Origin of the sequence: Marinobacter albus (assembly GCF_030238305.1) — a bacterium.
GTDB lineage: Bacteria > Pseudomonadota > Gammaproteobacteria > Pseudomonadales > Oleiphilaceae > Marinobacter > Marinobacter albus.
The window spans coordinates 51,344-67,831 of sequence record NZ_JASSQD010000005.1 but is presented as its reverse complement, the minus strand read 5'-3'; the positions used below and the strand labels follow the sequence as shown (position 1 = coordinate 67,831).

Here is a 16,488-nt window from a genome sequence, read left to right as displayed (position 1 = left end):
ATGATTGCCATTCTTGGAGCAGGTTCGTTGGGGCGGCTTTGGGCCGCCTCGCTTCCTGCCCATGACACCGCCTTCATCCCCCGACCCGGGCAGACGCCAACCGAGTCTGTGACTTACCGCTTCCAGGCTCTGGACGGAACGGAACGCCCGGTTGCGATACCCTGGCTAGCCTCGACGGACAGGCCCGACCTGATTCTGGTCACGACCAAGGCCGGGGATACTATGCAAGCCATTGAAGGCATGGCCGCGGCCCTGCCCGTTATGGTACCGATTGTGCTGTTTCAGAACGGTCTTGGCAGCCAACAGGCGGTCGCGGAACGCTGGCCGGGGCGCCCCATTCTGGCCGCCAGTACCACCGAGGGCGCGAACCGGCCGTCACCGGACTCGGTGATTCACGCCGGAGCCGGAGAGACCTGGGTCGGCGCTCTGACCGACGCTGGCCAGTCTCACGTTGCTCCCGTGGTCGAACGCTTGGCGACCAGCGCAATGACCGTCCATGCAGAACACCACATCCTCGGCCGCCTCTGGCAAAAGCTGGTGATTAACGCCGGCATCAACCCGTTCACAGCGATTCTGGACTGCCCCAACGGCGACATAGTGACTGCGGACTTTTTCCAGGCTCATATTGATGACCTGTGCACGGAAATAGCCCAACTGATGGCGGCCAGCGGCCAGGGGGGCAGTGACGCGCCGGCCCTGAGAACGCGGATCGAAGCCGTGGCGAGGGCGACTGCCGACAATACCTCGTCCATGCGCAGTGATATGCTGCAGGGGCGCCCGACCGAGATTGATTACATCAACGGCTACCTGGTCCGCCTGGGTCAGTCACTGGCAATCCCCACGCCGGTGAACCAAATGCTGACAGAACGGGTAAAACAACTGTCACCACGCTAACAGGAGCATGCCGATGGGCAATCGCCTTTCCAAAATTTACACCCGAACCGGGGACGATGGCTCAACGGGCCTGGCCGATGGCAACCGTATCGCCAAGAACGCACAACGCGTTGAGGCCATGGGCACGGCCGACGAGCTGAACTGCCACATCGGCCTACTGATCGAAACCCTGGACAACGATGATCCCCTGGTGGAGAGCCTGCGCCGCATCCAGCACCACCTCTTCGACCTGGGGGGCGAATTCGCCATTCCCGGCAGCAAAGTGATTGGTGATGTCCACATTGAGTGGCTGGAACAAACCCTCGACCACCACAACGAAGGGATTCCCCCCCTGAAGAACTTCATTCTTCCGGGCGGCACCCCCGCCGCAGCCCAGTGCCACCTGGCCCGGGCCGTGTGCCGAAGGGCCGAGCGCATCGTGGTGGCGCTTGGGCACGAGGATTCCATCAATACGGCGTCCCGGCATTACCTGAACCGGCTGTCAGACCTGCTGTTTGTGATCGCCCGGGTACTGGCCCGCCGAGACGGTGGCGAGGAAATCTTGTGGGAGCAAAAAAAATCCGGCCTCTGAAGGCCGGATCTGTGTTTTGGTGAACGAAGGCCTCACACCTTGAAGGCCTCCACCAAGCGCTGAAGCGACGCGGTGAGGTCGGACATTTCCCGGGATGATTCCAGGGTTTCCTCGGCGTTCGCGGCGGTGGTTTGCCCAAGATCGCCAATCTGCGCAACGCTGGTGTTCACATCCCGGGCCACGGCAGATTGCTCTTCCGCGGCCTGGGCAATCTGATGACTCATATCCACAATGATCGAAATGCCCCGGGCGATTCGGTCGAGCGCCTCCGTCACCTGCCCGGATTTGGTCACGGTGGTTTCGGTAACATTCCGGCTGTTGGTCATCGCCGATACGGCATCCTTCACCCCACTCTGCAACCGGGAAATCATGCCCTCGATTTCTTCCGTCGATTTGTGGGTGCGCTGGGACAGCGAACGTACTTCGTCGGCAACCACCGCGAACCCCCGGCCCTGCTCGCCAGCCCTTGCCGCCTCAATGGCCGCGTTCAGTGCGAGCAGGTTGGTCTGTTCAGCAATGGCCTTGATCTCGACCAGGACCTGACTGATGTTATCGCTGTCCTGACTGACCCGGTTGATCACATCGACGGCACCCGAGATTTCTGCGGCCAGCTGGTTGATGGTTCCAACGGTATCGGCGACAACCTGCCGACCGGTTTCGGTATCACTTTCGGCGGTACCGGCACTGTCAGCCACACGATGCGCACTTTCGGTAACCTCGTTAACGGCCTCCACCATCTGGTTCATGGCTTCGTTAATCTGGCCGCTTTCTTCCATCTGACGAGCGACCGCCTCGCTGTTCGCCGCGGCCGTGTCCTTGACCCGGGCCGCCTGCTGGTCCACGTCTGCAGTAGTGCTGCTGACGGACCGGATCAGCTCGGCAATTCGATCAGTCATGTTATTGAATTCGCTGGTTAATTCCCCCAACTCATCGCGGTTCTGCAGATTGATGTGGGTTGTCATGTCACCCGCCGCCACATTCCGGGCCGCGTCGGTGAAACGGTTGATGGCGGTACGAACCGACATGAAGAAGCCGATGTACAGGTAGACGACCACCAGCAGAATGGCCAACAGCGCGACGACAATGAGGCGTCGCTGGTTGACCTGATTCTCGAGGCGGGTCGACAGGTTGCCCTCAACGACATCGAAAATGGCTCCGGTCAGCTCGTCATAGCTTTCAAGCTGCGCGCGAATCAGCGCGTCGTATTCCCGCCACGGCATTTCCAGTCGCATCGGCGTGATCACATTGAGGTCCAGCGCATCGCGCACCAGCACCAGACTCTCGTTCACGCGGTCGATCGTATTGCCGGCTTCGCTCGAGAGCTGATCGGACGCTTCGGCCGCCACCGACAACGCCGGTGCCAACAGGGAACTGCGGTTGGTCAACCGGTCATAAATTCCATTGAGCCCCTCGCTCAGGGCATAACCCACCTGGCCTTCGACAAGCGCGAACGTGCCAAAGGCGCGGGCCTGACCTATCACACCACGGGCCTCGGGCAAGGCTTCCCGCACCAGCCCGAGCAGCAACTGGTTTTCTCGCGACGCATCCTGACCAAGACCGGATATTTCGATGGTGGCGGGCAAGAGCGCCATCACCTTCTGCACGAACTCCTGGTAATACTTGAACTGGGGATCGATGGCACCCTGGTAATTGTCGTCGGCCCGCAGCGTTTGCCACTCCGCCTGTATGGCAGCTACCTGATCCGCCCAGGACCCCGAGGCATCAAAGGAGCGTTCCTCCGCCATCAGGCTCTCCAGCAGCGAATCAATCTGCTCCGCCGCATCTTCGGATGCAGCAAGCAAACCTTCTTCGTTCTTGAGCACACCTGCGGCACGATAGTCCCGGTAGGTCATGGAGGACGAGAGCAGGTGTTCGACATTCCTGAGCTGCTGCAGCCCTTCTACCCCCCGGGTCATGGTCTGGACCGACTGATTGAGTTGAGACATCACCAGCCAGGAGAGCCCGCCAATCGGCAACAGGAAGAGTATGCTGATCAGGCTGAACTTGTAGACCATGGGCAGCCTGTTCATCAGTGCAACGGCAGGATTAATGAGTTGTTTCACGGTTTCCCTCTCGCTGGAACTTCAACAACTGAACAATCGTTCTTTTCTTATATTTATTGTCGCCCGAAGTCCCGGAAACTTGAGCGCTAATTGTTGTTAAAAAGTTGCTTTCAGCCGGGCCGGATCAGAGAACTCCGAAGATAACCAGCAGCGCCAGCCCGCATATCCACACCAGCATGCTCCGGTTAAGAAGGTCTAGTATTGCTCCCAGGCTACGCCCGCCAAAATCCACCCACTCGTCGGGGTGAATTCGGGAGAACCTCTCGGGATCCAGCGCATATCCGGTTAACGACCCGTTGGCGGAAATCATGAGAACGTCGGCCGTCTTCTTGGACACCCCACCCACACTGGCGGGAAACTCCCGCAGCCAGCCGGCCAGATCGCCGGCAATTCCGAAGGTCACCGACAGCAATCGAACCGGAAGCCAGGCCATCCACTCAGCCAGCCGCTGGAAACGGGTGCGTGCGGCAGCCTGGGGCCACTGTTCTGAAAGCGCCACCAGGCCCCGGGCCAGCACGGCCAGACCAATACCACCCACGACATACCAGAATCCAACCAGGAAAAATCGCTGGAAAACGCCGACCAGGAAGGCCTTTGACAGCGTCAGATGCATCACGTCCGGGGACGATGCCGCCCCCCGCTCCTCGGGCGGTAAGCGGTCTTCCACGATGAGCCAGGCCGCCTGCATATCCCCGCGCTGCCAGGACACCGAATAGCTCTGCAGTATTGGGCGCCAACCAGGCGCCCCCATCATCAAAATCAGGATCAGCCATTCAATAGGGTAACCCACAACCCGCCAGCCGACGGCATCCAGAAGATACATTCCGAGCCCGAGAATCAGGGCTGGAAGGACCACCAGAGCCAAGCCACCGGCGATGCCCGACTCATGGCCCGCCTCGACTTTTACGGCCTGATGAAACCAGTGCCGCCAGAGCTTGTCTCCGGAAAGACTGTTGTGGGTATCGAGTCGGCGCCGAACAATGTAGGCCAGCAGAAATACGATCAGAACCATTCAGCCCCGCCCCTTGTCGTTGGTAGCAACTTCCGCCAGCAGGGTGCGAAAGTGTTGCCAGTCAAATACCGGACCGGGATCGGTTTTCCGGCCCGGGGCAATGTCACAATGTCCGGTCAGCCGGTCGGGCGTTACGTCCGGCCAGGCCAGCATGATCAGGCGTGCGATCTGGGCCAGGCAGTAATACTGAGCTTCCGAGTACGGAATATCGTCGGTGCCCTCCAGTTCGATACCAATGGAGAAATCATTGCACTCCTCTTCGCCCTGGAAGCAGGAACGACCGGCATGCCAGGCCCGGTCGAGGAGGCTGACAAACTGGACCAGCGAGCCATCCCGGCGAACCAGGGCGTGGGCCGACACCTGCATTCCGGCAATGGTTTCGAAATACGGATGCGCCGAGTGATCCAGGCGATTGCAGAAAAAATTCTCGATCTCCGGCCCGCCAAACTGGCCGGGGGGCAGGCTGATGTTGTGAACCACCAGCAGAGTGATCGATGCCCCCTCCGGGCGGGGACCGAAATTGGGCGAGGGACACCAGCGTGCGGCGGGTAACTTCCCGGTTTCACGAAGCGCAGTTACGTCGCTGGGGGAAACGACCTGCGAGACTGGAGCTTTGTCTGATTGAGGCAAGGTAAATCCAAAAGTATCAGGGCATTACAGAATGCCCTGATTGAAGCACAAAGTCGCCGGTCTTGCTACGAATTCAGTCCTTGCGACTGCTGCGCAGATTATCAATGATCGACTCCAGCGCCCGGTCGAAGATCAGGCCATCGTCAAGCATTCCGATTTCACCGGAAGCCATGGCGGAAGCCAGGTCCTGGCGATGATATTCAGCAACCTTCGCACCGCTTCGGTTAACAAAGATGTACTTGCCGGTGGCCTTGATAAACGCTGCCAGCTTGCAGCGTACTTTGCTGCCGTCTTTCGACATCTCAATCCAGGAGCCAACCCGCAATGAATCGGCCCGGTCGAGCCACTCCTGCGCAATTGCGTCCGTCGAATCCGTGTCGGCGCGTGCCATCTCGGCAACGGACTCCGTTGCACCGTGGGCGTCAACCGGAACGTTCTCCATCCCGGACTCGGAGGAGGCTTCGGGCGGCGCCTCAACCGGTGGCTCGGAACGAGCGGGGGCCGTCACCAGGCGCTGGAAAACGTCAACGTGAGCCAGCTCCAGATCACGGATGATCGCGTCCGTCGCAAACGGATCCCAGGAAATCTCCTGCAAGGCTTTGCGCAGATCGTCGACAATGGAGGGAATCGCCCGCAGCAGGTCACTGCGTGTCGAATCCGACACCGGTGTCGGATCGACACTCCACACCAGTCGCTCGGTAAGATCCCGGGCGTCGGCCCACCTGCGGCTGTCCTCCCCTTCCCGGATCACCACCCATTGCAGGTACTTTCGCCAGGCTTCCTGCAAGAGTTGCGCGACTGGCGCCGGAATCTCCCGATTGATGACCAGATCGCGAATCATGCCGTCGACCGCCTCGGACGCCCGCTCCTGCCTCGCCCGACCTTCTTCTGCATCGCGCAAGCGTTGCTCGACCAGCTCCCGACGGCGACGATCAAGATCCATGAAGTGGCTGAAGTCATTCAGCAGTTCATCGAACAACCCGACGTTGTCGGTGAACTCATTCAGAACCCGTTCAACCACCGACTCGATCTTGTCTCGCAGCGGGTCCCTCTGATCGGCGCGCTTCTCGGTCCAGCCGATCGCGGAGAGTGCAAGCTCATTAAGCAGTTTGCGGACCGGATGGCCGCCCCGATTGAAAAAGTTCTTGTCGCTCAGGGCGACCTTGAGCACCGGGATCTGAAGGCGACTGATCAACGACTTCATCACAGGGTGCAGCTGCCGGTCCTCGAGTATGAAGTCGAACAGCATGCCAACCAGGTTAATCACGTCGTTATCAACCTGGCCGACGTTGGCGAACTTGCCCTGCTCTATCTTGAGCACCGGTTTGAGCTGATCATTCAGCGTGATGATCTCGTCCGCACCCCATTTCCCGGATGCCGCCTGGATTTCGCTCAACCGCGCCATCAGCCTGTCAGTATCCAGATGGCCTTCAGCGGAAACCGCCCGGCCAGAAACCGACTCTTCGTTACTCTGATGCAGCAGGGCGCTCAGCTCGGAAAAGGTCGCCTGTGATCCCTGGCCTTCGCCTCCTGAGTCAGAGCCTGACGATTTTGCGCCACCGTTCTTTGGCCCTGTGCGTGAGGGGGCTTTCGCTCCACCTGAGCGCTCCGCCGGTGGTCGCTTCATATCGGGCAGAACGCCCTCGGCGACCAACGTCTGGTTGGCTTGCTGGTAGAAATCTCCCAGTGTGTCGGCCAGCAGACGATCGAACAGCTTGAGAACAACCAGTTTGGCACGAATATCGATATCAAGATCCGCACAGGCTTCCGCTACCCCACCACACAGGACTTCGGGGCTGAGGGGCATTTGGCTGCCTGCCAGTTCGATGGACGGGACTACGTGGCTGACCCTCACAGTCAACAATCGGATCTGATCGGAATACCGGTTCCTCAGCTTGTTGATCAGGTTTTCGATCGCAACCTGCTGTTCGAGCTGGGAGTGATCCACAAGGCTGAGGGAATCTCCCTCCACCTCGTCAAGAATGCCGGCCGATTCACGGGGCCGGAATTTGCCAATATCGTTGAATGCCTGGCTCATATATTGGAGCATGGAAACGACCATGGCCTTGCGTCGCAACCGGAGCTCCCGCATGGCATCGAAATAGGCAGCCTGGTCCAGTGTGTTACTGGCGCGATCGGCCAGTTCAAAGAGAGCATCGTCCGAACGATCAAAGAAATTTGCCAGTACCGTTTTCATGGACTGACCCGATGCGTCACGCAAACGCACCAATGCCTGAGGCAGGGAAAACCTCTGCAGCGGCTTCTGGCCAGAAAAACTGACAATGTTGTTATCGCGCGCCATTAAGCTGCTCCGGGTGTGATCGCGGAATGCCGGGGACTTCCCTGATTCTCTAATAATACGAGCTGTTTACGTCAGCTTGTGTCAGATTTTGTCACCTTTTGTGTAGATAGGACGCCAATCACAGTTTAACGGTTCGGTGCATACCGTTTGGCGAATCCATGCCGGGCCTATAGAATTCCCCGTTATTCACGTTACATCCTGATTTGACCGGACCCGAAGCCATGATCCCTGCAGAACTCCTACGCCAAGCCCGAGTTGAAAATGTTGCCCTGAGCCTGCGTGAGGATATTGGCGACGGCGACATCACAGCGCAGCTGATTCCCGCAGACAAGCTCGCTTCTGGCCGGGTTATCACCCGTGAACACGCAATCATTGCCGGTCGCGACTGGGTCAACGAGGTTTTCCGCCAGGTCGACCCGACGGTTGTGCTCGACTGGCAGGTCAACGACGGTGACACAGCGTCTCCGGACCAAACCCTGTTTCGCATGCAGGGACCCGCACGCAGCCTTCTGACGGCGGAGCGGGCGGCACTGAACTGGCTGCAGACGCTATCAGGCGTCGCAACCGTCTGCGCCGGGTACGCGGAAAAAGTTGCTCACACGGGCGTGCACCTGCTCGACACCCGAAAAACTCTTCCGGGCCTGCGACTGGCGCTGAAGTACGCAGTTACCTGTGGTGGCTGCCACAACCACCGCATTGGCCTCTGGGACGCGTTTCTGATCAAGGAAAACCACATCTCGGCCTGCGGCTCCATCGGTCAGGCCATCAGCGAAGCCCGGCGAATTGCCCCGGGCCGGCCGGTGGAAGTGGAAACCGAGTCCATGGATGAGCTGCAGCAGGCGCTCTCAGCCGGGGCCGACATTATCATGCTGGACGAGTTTTCTCTGGAAGACATGCGAGCCGCCGTTGCCCTGACCAGCGGTCGGGCTCGCCTCGAAGCCTCCGGCGGCATCAACGAAAAGACACTGGTTCCGGTAGCGGAAACCGGCGTCGACTACATCTCGATCGGCGCGCTGACCAAGGACCTCAAAGCCATTGATCTGTCCATGCGACTGGACTGATCAGCTCCCGGACAACAACCGGTCAATCTCTTCCAGCTCCCGGACCAGGCTCTCACCCGATTCGGGCCGCCCCCGAAAATGCTCTTCGGCCATAGGGGCGATGCCCGATACAGCCGGCAGTGGATGGTCATTTTGGATGATCACTTTCATCCGCTCGACAAACACGAACTGGATCCACTGGGTAAATTCCAGCGTGTCGATGCAGAAGGGCTGGGTGCTTTGCATCGCCTCCGGAGATGGTGGCTCCTCGTCCCACAGCCCCAGCTGGCGCAGCTCCATCTCGATTCGGAGCAGACTGTCGGCAACCTGGCCTACCTGATCACTGGAATCACTCATAACAAACCTTTTTTTAATCCGCCAAGGGCTCCAGCTCCACCGTCTCACCGTGCAGTACGCGGAACAGATCTTCGTACTGACGAGTCAGGGTGTGCTTGGGTGCCATGTGAATGAGCGGCTGCCGGCTCTGGTGCGATTCTTTCATCTTGACGGAACTCGACAGCCGCACCGGCAGCACTGGCAGTCCCTCTTCCATCAGTTCCCGGACCAGTTGCTTTGGCAGGCTGGCGCGTGGCTGAAACTGGTTGGCAACAATACCCTCGACCACCAGATCCTCGTTGTGGTCTTCCTGCAGATCACGAATCTCATTCAGGATGTTGTACAGAGCCTGGCGGGAGAAATCATCGCAATCAAAGGGAATCAGACACCGCTGGGCCGCAATCAGCGCGGAGCGGGTATAAAAGTTCAGTGCCGGAGCCGTATCAATGTAGATCGCATCGAAGGTCTCACCGAGTTTTTTCAGGGCCTCGCGCAACTTGTAAATCTTGTGCTTGGCCTCCAGCTTGCGCTCCAGAAAGTCCAGTTCCGGACTGGATGGCATCACGAAGAGGTTGTCGAAGGGAGAGGCATGGACAAATTCATCCGGGCGGCGATTGAAGACGGTGAAGGCGACCGTCTGCTCCAGCATGTCCGCCACCGTATCCCGGAGCTCCCCCGCAGGCTTGCCCAGCAGGTAGTGGGTCGAGTTGCCCTGTGGATCCAGGTCCACCACCAGCGTCCTCTTGCCACGGGCCGCACTGATTGCCGCCAGGTTGCAGGTAATACTGGATTTGCCTACGCCGCCTTTCTGATTGAATACAACCCGTCTCATGTCGTCTCTCCCTTACGCACTTTCTAGTTTTGGGGCCGATCTTCCGTTTACCAACCCATCACGGTCTTCACAAACGGAATCGTCAGCCGTCGCTGAGCCTGAAGCGAATTTTCATCCAGAGTGTCGAGAATTGCCAATAAATCTCCCAATCGGCGCGGGGCGCGCCGCATGATGAATCCGGCAACGTCGTCACCAATTACCAGGCCGCGCTGTTCGGCACGGGCCATCAGGATGCGGAGGCGGTCGTCGTCGCGGTAGATACCCAGCTGAACGGTCAGACCATGGGTGAGCCGTGACACCAGATCGGGCAGTGTGAACGATGCTGCCGAGGGGACTTCGGACAGACTCACGACCAGCAGACCACCCCGGTCCTGGACGCGGTTATAAAGGTGAAACACCGCCTCCTCCCAGGCGCCCTGCCCGGTGATGCGGTCCACATCATCAAGGCAGATCACATCCGCCCCCTCCAGCCCCGTCAGCGCTTCCGGCCCAAAGGGTTCCAGTTCGGCGATGCTGATACAAACCGCGGCACGGCTCCGGCTTTCCGCGTCGTGACAGATGGCCTGAAGCAGATGACTCTTGCCGGTATCGGAATCCCCGCAAATCACCACAACCGGGATGCCTTCCGGCTGCTCGCAGATGGCCTTCAGGCGCGATGCTGCGCTGGCGTTGCGGTCACCGTGGAAATTATCGAAACGGGCATCGTCACGAAGCTTGATACCCAGGGGAAGTTGCGATGCTTTCACGACCGCTTGGCCCTCCACGCCCGCACACCCCAGATCAGCACGTAGTGCAAGCCGCTGAAGATGGCCGACACGGCGACCAGCATGATGCCGGCTTCAAGCACCCAGGGCTGCATGGGCAAGCCAGCCAGCAGAACAATGACCGCAAGAACCACAAGAATCTGGATAAAGGTGTTGAGCTTGCCCGGGAGGCTGGGCTGCATGTCAAAGCGTCCGATACCGTAGTGATAAGCCAGGGCGCCCACCACAATCAGGAGATCGCGGCCGAGAACGAGAACAAAAAGCCACACCGGAAACACTCCGGTCAGCGTGAGCATCAGATAAGCCGTCAGCAGCAGGGCCTTATCGGCCAGGGGGTCGGCGATGGCGCCAAATCGCGACCGCCAGTTGAAATGCCTGGCCAGGAAGCCGTCAAAGGCATCGGTGGCTGCCGCCACGACAAATATCAGCAACGAGAGGCGATAGTTTTCGGCCAGCAAACCACCCGCAAAGGGAGCAATCAGCAAAATGCGCAAAAACGTCAGGGCATTGGGAATCCAGCGCCAGCGTTCCAAACTCACAAGACTCCCTCCGGTAACGCCTTACTCTCCGTCACCCTTCCCGATGACGGGCGTTGTTTCCCAACGATAATACAGCACCTGGTACAGGGATTCGAACGCCTGTTCGGCCTCCTGCTCATCAACCGGCATTGGCTGATAGGAAAACATGGACCGATTGCCGTCAGCCCCTGCGGCAATTGATTCAGATTCAGAGTTGGCATCTGCCGCCGGCGCCCCCTGGGCCTCGGACGCTGTCGCCTCTTCGACCTCGGTGGCGGCGGGTCCCGGAACCACTTCCGCCCCCGCAGGCTCTGGCGACGTCACTTCGGGGCCACTCGGCTCCCCTTCCATAGCCACGAAACGGGGATCCAGAGCGATATATTCCTTGAGCTGATCCAGTTCCCCGGAAAACGCAACGCGAAGGGTCAGCTGATCGCCTTTGACCCGGGTGGCGCCAACGCTCACCACGGGTGTCAGCCCTTCGAGTACCTTGTTGATTTTTCCATAATCCTCAATGGATGAGACACCGCGCAGGACAATATCCACCTGAGGAGATTCTCCAACTTCGCCGGCGGCAACTGCGTACCGATTCGCGTAGCGCTCTGCCCAGCGATTAACAACCGTCTGCGCCAGGGCTTCCGGCGTGGGTGCCGTCACGGACTCTTCTCCACCGTCCATGGACATGCCATCGAACACCCAGCCGGCACGCCATTGGCCACCGGTACGGTTAACCCGGACCAGCGCCATGACATCGTGTTCAATATCACCGGAAACGCCACGAAGGCGGTTGACGAACTGCCCCCAGAGATCAGACAGCAGTTCACGATCGCCGCTGTACTTCGCAGGGGGTAACGCCACGGGCAGCCCCCGATCGAGAGCGGCCTGATCGAACGCGCGCTGCCACGTCGAAGACGTCTGCTGGCCGCCAGAGGCACCCGAATCCGGGCTTTCGGTAATCAGTGTCCGGGCACCGCGATCTTCCACCGCCACCCAGGCCAGGGTCAGGGGGCGGTTTGCACCCCATACCGGCGCATTAATGGAGGCCAAGGCACGGTTTACGCCAACAGCACCAAACGCCATGCGAAGCCGGTTGTCACCGTTCTCACCACGCAGGTACTGATAGGAAAGAAGCAGGGACTCGGCATCAGCCAACAAGGCTTCCACGCCTTCCTGGTCCAGCACGTCCCGGGTACCGGAAACTCGGACAAAGACTCTTGCGAGGCCATCGGCATAGCCGACCGCGAGTTCGTCTGGAGAAGACCCGGTCACGGGAACCTCAACAGAATAAAGTCCGGACACGGTGACCGCGGAGGCGGGAACACAAAAGGCCGCGAGAATAAGCCCCAACATGAACGCCCACGCTGCCGGTCCAGACTGGAATGCCGACTTAGGTCCTGATACTGACATGAAACACCCTGCAGTTCGCATGAATGGCGCATAGGATACACCATGGCCCAGGGTGTGAGTAGCAGGCCAGGGTTTCGGAAAAGCAATATTGGCAATACCTTGCCAGCTTCCCGCTCCTGACCGTGCGCCGTAGGGGGAATTACATTTGGAGCGCCACACAGCACCTGTTAAAATCCGCCGCCTGACCCACTGGCCAACGGTTAAAGTACCCCATGAGCGAACAGAAGCCCTCCCTGACCTACCGCGATGCCGGCGTTGATATCGACGCAGGCAATGAACTCGTAAACCGCATCAAACAGACGGCCGCGCGCACCAAGCGTCCGGAAGTACTGGGCGGACTGGGCGGGTTTGGCGCCATGGTTTCTATCCCGGCCGGATACAAGGAGCCGGTGCTGGTTTCCGGAACGGATGGCGTGGGCACCAAGCTGCGCTTGGCGATGCAACTGCAAAAGCACGACAGCATTGGTATCGATCTGGTGGCCATGTGCGTCAACGATCTCGTGGTCGGCGGCGCCGAACCGCTGTTCTTCCTGGATTACTACGCCACCGGCAAGCTTAACGTTGACGTTGCGGCACAGGTGGTATCCGGCATTGGTGAGGGCTGCGCTCAGGCCGGCTGTGCCCTGGTTGGTGGTGAAACCGCCGAAATGCCTGGCATGTATGAAGGTGATGACTACGATCTCGCCGGCTTCTGTGTCGGCGTGGCCGAACGCAGCGAAATCATTGACGGCAGCCGCGTGCAGGCTGGCGACGTGTTGCTGGCTCTGGGCTCCTCCGGTCCCCACTCCAACGGCTACTCACTGATTCGCAAAATCCTGGAAATCAGCGATGCCAAGCTGGACCAGACACTGGACGGCACCACCCTCGGCGACGCCCTGATGGCACCGACTCGAATCTACGTCAAGAACCTTCTGCAATTGATTCGGGAAGTGGATGTCCGGGCACTGTCTCACATCACAGGTGGCGGCCTGCCCGAGAACATTCCCCGGGTACTCCCCGACGGCAGCATTGCCGCCATCGACACTACCAGCTGGACCCTGCCCCCGGTCTTCCAATGGCTGAAGGACGCCGGTGGCGTTGCCAGCGAGGAAATGTACCGCACTTTCAACTGCGGCATTGGCATGATTGTCTGCGTTCCGGCCGATCAGAAAGACCTGGCCCTGGACACTCTGAAAGCGCTGGGTGAAAACGCCTGGCAGGTGGGCGTGATCGAAGCGGCAGACTCCGCAGACAGCGATCCGGCGGTTCGCTACGCACCAGGGCTGCTCTCGGCATGAAGGCAGACCAGCCCCCCCTGCCCCGGATCCTGGTACTGGCTTCCGGCAGCGGCACCAACCTCCAGGCACTGATTGATGCAAGCCGGGAACGAGACTTCCCGGGCCAGATCTGCGCCGTTGGCAGTAACCGCCCGAATGCCTTTGCCCTGGAGCGTGCCGCCCAGGCCCACATCGAAACGTTCGTGGTCGATCACCAGAAATACGACTCACGGGAAGAATTCGACGGTGCGCTGATGGCGGAAATCCGCCGCCACAATCCGGACCTGCTTGTTCTGGCTGGGTTCATGCGAATTCTGACCACCGATTTTGTCCGGGCCTTCCGCGGCAGGTTGCTCAACATTCATCCGTCACTGCTTCCGAAGTATACCGGCCTTAATACCCATCAGCGGGCGCTGGATGCCGGTGACACGCAACACGGCGTGTCTGTTCACTTTGTCACCGAAGAGCTGGATGGCGGCCCTGTCATTGCTCAGGCGGAGGTGAGCATTGCACCGGATGATACCGCGGAGACACTGGCAGAGCGGGTGCAGGAAAAGGAACACATCCTCTACCCAATCGTTGTGCGCTGGTTCTGCGAGGGGCGCATCCAGCTCGGGACGGATTACGTGCTGTTTGACGGCGAACTGCTGAACAGCCCGATGCGGCTACCTGATAACTGAGTCCCACCCTGAACGGATTGTCATCTCCCCTCCGCTGGTAACCCGCTAAACTGTCGCCAACAGAGACGGCTTTTGGGTTACCTTCTATGCATTTGATTCGACTGATCGCAACGATACTGATCAAGGGAGTGGCAACGCTGCTGCTCCCGGTATCACTGATCACCGCTGCCCATGCGGAAAAGCCTGGCTCCACCCTCGTCCCCTATCAGGCCATTTACACCGCCTCAATGAATAAAGGCGTATCCCTGAATGGCACCGCAAAGCGCACGCTCAGCGATCAGGGCAACGGGGTTTGGCTGTACCGCACGGACGTCGACTCCTTCATTGCGGATATTGACGAGTCTCTGGTCCTCAAATGGGAAAATAACCATGTTGTGCCGCTGCGTTACCGGTATCGCCTGTCAGGTTTTCTGATCAAGGACCGGGAACAGTCAATTGATTTTGACTGGGACGCCGGAGTCGCCACCGGCGAGTATCGGGGCAAGCCTTTTGAACTGGAACTCACGGAAGGGGTGCTGGACCCGCTGGGCTTCCAACTGCAACTGAGCCAGGACATCAAGTCCGGCAAGCGAGACCTGACCTACCAGGTGATTGATGGCGGTGACTACGACCACGACCGCTTTGCGGTTCTCGACAAGGAACCGCTGAAAACCTCACGCGGCTCCATCTCGACCCTGAAAGCGGAAAAGGTACGGGATAAGTCCTCAAAGCGTGAAACGCTGATGTGGTTTGCGCCAGACGAAGATTTCCTGCTGGTTCGGCTTCGCCAGGTCGAACCCGACGGCAGCAGCTACGAGCTCAGGCTGAACCGGGCCGATCTGGGCAGCTAGGCCGCGCCGCCGGCCTCGGCCCACACCGCCTTGACCTCGCCTGCGATGATCCGCAACCCCTCGGCGACCCGGGCGTCGTCCTGGGAATAGGTCACCCGCAGACATTCATGCCGATGTTTCCAGCCATCCTCCGGCAGGCCCGGGAAGAAATAATGACCGGACACTACCAGCACACCACGCGCTTTCAGCCTCTGATATAGCTCCAGACTCGTGATCGGCAAATCCGGGAACCACAGCCAGAGGAACATGGCACCTTCGGGCTTGTGAATATACCAACGGCAGGTGTCCTCCCCCATCGCCTCCCGGAACGTGGCTACGGCATTTTCCATTTTCGCCTTGTAGAACGGGCAGACCACGTCCCGACTCAGCGACAGAATCTCTCCAGACCGGACCAATGGATCCGCCAGCATGGCACCGAAACTGCCGGTCGCCAGATTCATGATGGCGTTGATGCCGGACAAGGCCTTGATCACTGGCTTTGCGGCGATCACGATGCCGGTCCGGGCCGCCGGCAACCCGAGCTTGGAGAGACTCAGACACAGGATGATCCGGTCGTTCCAGGTTGGTTCGGCATCGACAAACAGCAGGCTTGGGAAGGGAGTCCCGTAGGCCCCATCCACGATCAGCGGCACATCGTGCTCCCGAGCGAGGGCTTCGAGCCTGGCCAGCTCGTCGTCGGTCACCACATTCCCGGTGGGATTGGTGGGGCGGGAAACACAGATCGCGCCAGTTTCCCCGGTGACCTCAACGGCATCAAAGTCGACCCGGTACTTGAACTCGTGGGCATCGGTGAATGAGATGTCAGGCTGAACCGCGTGAAACAGGCCGGGTTCGATGCCAGCGTCCGCATAGCCGATATACTCGGGGGCCAGGGGCAAGAGAATATGTTTGTGCTGACCGTTACCGTAATCGCCGCCAAACATATTGAACAGCATGAAAAATGCGGCCTGGCTGCCGTTGGTGAGCGCGATGTTCTCGGGCTCAAGACCCCAGTCGTACTCGCGGTTCAATAACTCTACGAGTGCGCCAATGAACTGCTTTTCGCCCTGGGGCGGATCATAAATGCCAACCAGACGCCGCACGTCGGCCTCGCTCCGACTCATATCCGCCAGAATTTCCTGGACCCGCTTCTGGATCTCAGGGATATGACCAGGGTTTCCGCCGCCCATCATGATCATGTCGTCGCCGGACGCCATGGCATTGCCCAGATCGTCCATCAGCGAGGTTATGCCGGCATCGGCTGTAAATTTGCGACCAAATGCAGAGAGTTTCATGGCGTTAAATCCGTCGTGCACACCGGGTGAATAAAACAGTCAGCAACAGGGAAAGTGTAGCCGGTCCCTGCGGCAGGGA

The 16,488-nt window shown here is 59.4% G+C and carries 16 protein-coding genes; 6 read left to right on the top strand and 10 right to left on the bottom strand.

Annotation, left to right across the window (positions count from 1 at the left end; all coding sequences use genetic code 11):
* Positions 1–894, top strand: coding sequence for a ketopantoate reductase family protein (locus QQF73_RS19030; protein WP_219865287.1), 894 nt, complete (start codon positions 1–3; stop codon positions 892–894).
* A 13-nt stretch (positions 895–907) separates the two neighbouring features.
* On the top strand, positions 908–1,465 hold the full coding sequence (locus tag QQF73_RS19025) for a cob(I)yrinic acid a,c-diamide adenosyltransferase (protein ID WP_219865286.1): 558 nt from the start codon (positions 908–910) through the stop codon (positions 1,463–1,465).
* A 32-nt stretch (positions 1,466–1,497) separates the two neighbouring features.
* On the opposite strand, the gene QQF73_RS19020 is transcribed toward QQF73_RS19025, so the two are convergent.
* The 4 genes from QQF73_RS19020 to QQF73_RS19005 form a co-directional block, all read right to left on the bottom strand.
* Positions 1,498–3,528, bottom strand: coding sequence for a methyl-accepting chemotaxis protein (locus QQF73_RS19020; protein ID WP_285369109.1), 2,031 nt, complete (start codon positions 3,526–3,528; stop codon positions 1,498–1,500).
* Positions 3,529–3,652: 124 nt separating this feature from the next.
* The gene (locus QQF73_RS19015) at positions 3,653–4,540 is read right to left on the bottom strand and encodes a regulatory signaling modulator protein AmpE (protein ID WP_285369108.1); all 888 of its coding nucleotides are present in this window, start codon (positions 4,538–4,540) and stop codon (positions 3,653–3,655) included.
* Positions 4,541–5,170, bottom strand: a complete 630-nt coding sequence (gene ampD / locus QQF73_RS19010; protein WP_219865283.1) for a 1,6-anhydro-N-acetylmuramyl-L-alanine amidase AmpD — start codon at positions 5,168–5,170, stop codon at positions 4,541–4,543.
* Between the two features lie 73 nt (positions 5,171–5,243).
* On the bottom strand, positions 5,244–7,472 hold the full coding sequence (locus tag QQF73_RS19005) for a DUF1631 domain-containing protein (RefSeq protein WP_285369107.1): 2,229 nt from the start codon (positions 7,470–7,472) through the stop codon (positions 5,244–5,246).
* Positions 7,473–7,693: 221 nt separating this feature from the next.
* On the opposite strand from QQF73_RS19005, the gene nadC reads away from it, so the two are divergent.
* Positions 7,694–8,533, top strand: a complete 840-nt coding sequence (nadC, locus tag QQF73_RS19000; RefSeq protein ID WP_285369106.1) for a carboxylating nicotinate-nucleotide diphosphorylase — start codon at positions 7,694–7,696, stop codon at positions 8,531–8,533.
* On the opposite strand, the gene QQF73_RS18995 is transcribed toward nadC, so the two are convergent.
* Genes QQF73_RS18995 through QQF73_RS18975 form a run of 5 tightly spaced genes read right to left on the bottom strand, consistent with a single transcriptional unit; the run spans position 8,534 to position 12,369 of the window.
* Positions 8,534–8,869 (bottom strand): YqcC family protein, encoded by a 336-nt coding sequence (locus tag QQF73_RS18995; protein ID WP_219865280.1) that lies wholly within the window; start codon positions 8,867–8,869, stop codon positions 8,534–8,536.
* A 13-nt stretch (positions 8,870–8,882) separates the two neighbouring features.
* Positions 8,883–9,680 carry a ParA family protein gene (locus QQF73_RS18990; protein ID WP_219865279.1) on the bottom strand — a complete coding sequence of 266 codons (798 nt, stop codon included), beginning with the start codon at positions 9,678–9,680 and terminating at the stop codon, positions 8,883–8,885.
* A gap of 47 nt (positions 9,681–9,727) precedes the next feature.
* Complete coding sequence (hda, locus tag QQF73_RS18985) at positions 9,728–10,426, bottom strand: DnaA regulatory inactivator Hda (RefSeq protein ID WP_285369105.1); 699 nt, start codon at positions 10,424–10,426, stop codon at positions 9,728–9,730.
* Positions 10,423–10,983 (bottom strand): CDP-alcohol phosphatidyltransferase family protein, encoded by a 561-nt coding sequence (locus tag QQF73_RS18980; RefSeq protein ID WP_219865277.1) that lies wholly within the window; start codon positions 10,981–10,983, stop codon positions 10,423–10,425. Before QQF73_RS18980 ends, hda begins: the two co-directional genes overlap by 4 nt.
* A gap of 21 nt (positions 10,984–11,004) precedes the next feature.
* Positions 11,005–12,369 carry a DUF2066 domain-containing protein gene (locus tag QQF73_RS18975; protein WP_285369104.1) on the bottom strand — a complete coding sequence of 455 codons (1,365 nt, stop codon included), beginning with the start codon at positions 12,367–12,369 and terminating at the stop codon, positions 11,005–11,007.
* Positions 12,370–12,581: 212 nt separating this feature from the next.
* Here QQF73_RS18975 and purM point away from each other — a divergent pair, with 212 nt between their 5' ends.
* The 3 genes from purM (at position 12,582) to QQF73_RS18960 (ending at position 15,135) form a co-directional block, all read left to right on the top strand.
* On the top strand, positions 12,582–13,646 hold the full coding sequence (gene purM / locus QQF73_RS18970) for a phosphoribosylformylglycinamidine cyclo-ligase (RefSeq protein WP_219865275.1): 1,065 nt from the start codon (positions 12,582–12,584) through the stop codon (positions 13,644–13,646).
* Positions 13,643–14,305 carry a phosphoribosylglycinamide formyltransferase gene (gene purN, locus QQF73_RS18965; protein WP_219865274.1) on the top strand — a complete coding sequence of 221 codons (663 nt, stop codon included), beginning with the start codon at positions 13,643–13,645 and terminating at the stop codon, positions 14,303–14,305. The genes purM and purN overlap by 4 nt, the downstream gene beginning before the upstream one ends.
* 86 nt (positions 14,306–14,391) lie before the next feature.
* Positions 14,392–15,135 carry a DUF3108 domain-containing protein gene (locus tag QQF73_RS18960; protein ID WP_285369103.1) on the top strand — a complete coding sequence of 248 codons (744 nt, stop codon included), beginning with the start codon at positions 14,392–14,394 and terminating at the stop codon, positions 15,133–15,135.
* Here QQF73_RS18960 and QQF73_RS18955 read toward each other — a convergent pair.
* Positions 15,132–16,409: a valine--pyruvate transaminase gene (locus tag QQF73_RS18955; RefSeq protein WP_285369102.1), complete on the bottom strand. Its 1,278-nt coding sequence runs from the start codon at positions 16,407–16,409 to the stop codon at positions 15,132–15,134. The two genes, QQF73_RS18960 and QQF73_RS18955, sit on opposite strands and share 4 nt — an antisense overlap.
* Positions 16,410–16,488: the final 79 nt, after the last annotated feature.

Excerpts from the sequence above, each read along its gene's own strand:
- QQF73_RS19030 (WP_219865287.1), top strand. The coding sequence starts at position 1 with ATGATTGCCATTCTTGGAGCAGGTTCGTTGGGGCGGCTTTGGGCCGCC.
- QQF73_RS19025 (WP_219865286.1), top strand. The coding sequence starts at position 908 with ATGGGCAATCGCCTTTCCAAAATTTACACCCGAACCGGGGACGATGGC.
- QQF73_RS19015 (WP_285369108.1), bottom strand. The coding sequence starts at position 4,540 with ATGGTTCTGATCGTATTTCTGCTGGCCTACATTGTTCGGCGCCGACTC.
- QQF73_RS19005 (WP_285369107.1), bottom strand. The coding sequence starts at position 7,472 with ATGGCGCGCGATAACAACATTGTCAGTTTTTCTGGCCAGAAGCCGCTG.
- nadC (WP_285369106.1), top strand. The coding sequence starts at position 7,694 with ATGATCCCTGCAGAACTCCTACGCCAAGCCCGAGTTGAAAATGTTGCC.
- QQF73_RS18995 (WP_219865280.1), bottom strand. The coding sequence starts at position 8,869 with ATGAGTGATTCCAGTGATCAGGTAGGCCAGGTTGCCGACAGTCTGCTC.
- QQF73_RS18990 (WP_219865279.1), bottom strand. The coding sequence starts at position 9,680 with ATGAGACGGGTTGTATTCAATCAGAAAGGCGGCGTAGGCAAATCCAGT.
- QQF73_RS18975 (WP_285369104.1), bottom strand. The coding sequence starts at position 12,369 with ATGTCAGTATCAGGACCTAAGTCGGCATTCCAGTCTGGACCGGCAGCG.
- purM (WP_219865275.1), top strand. The coding sequence starts at position 12,582 with ATGAGCGAACAGAAGCCCTCCCTGACCTACCGCGATGCCGGCGTTGAT.
- purN (WP_219865274.1), top strand. The coding sequence starts at position 13,643 with ATGAAGGCAGACCAGCCCCCCCTGCCCCGGATCCTGGTACTGGCTTCC.
- QQF73_RS18960 (WP_285369103.1), top strand. The coding sequence starts at position 14,392 with ATGCATTTGATTCGACTGATCGCAACGATACTGATCAAGGGAGTGGCA.
- QQF73_RS18955 (WP_285369102.1), bottom strand. The coding sequence starts at position 16,409 with ATGAAACTCTCTGCATTTGGTCGCAAATTTACAGCCGATGCCGGCATA.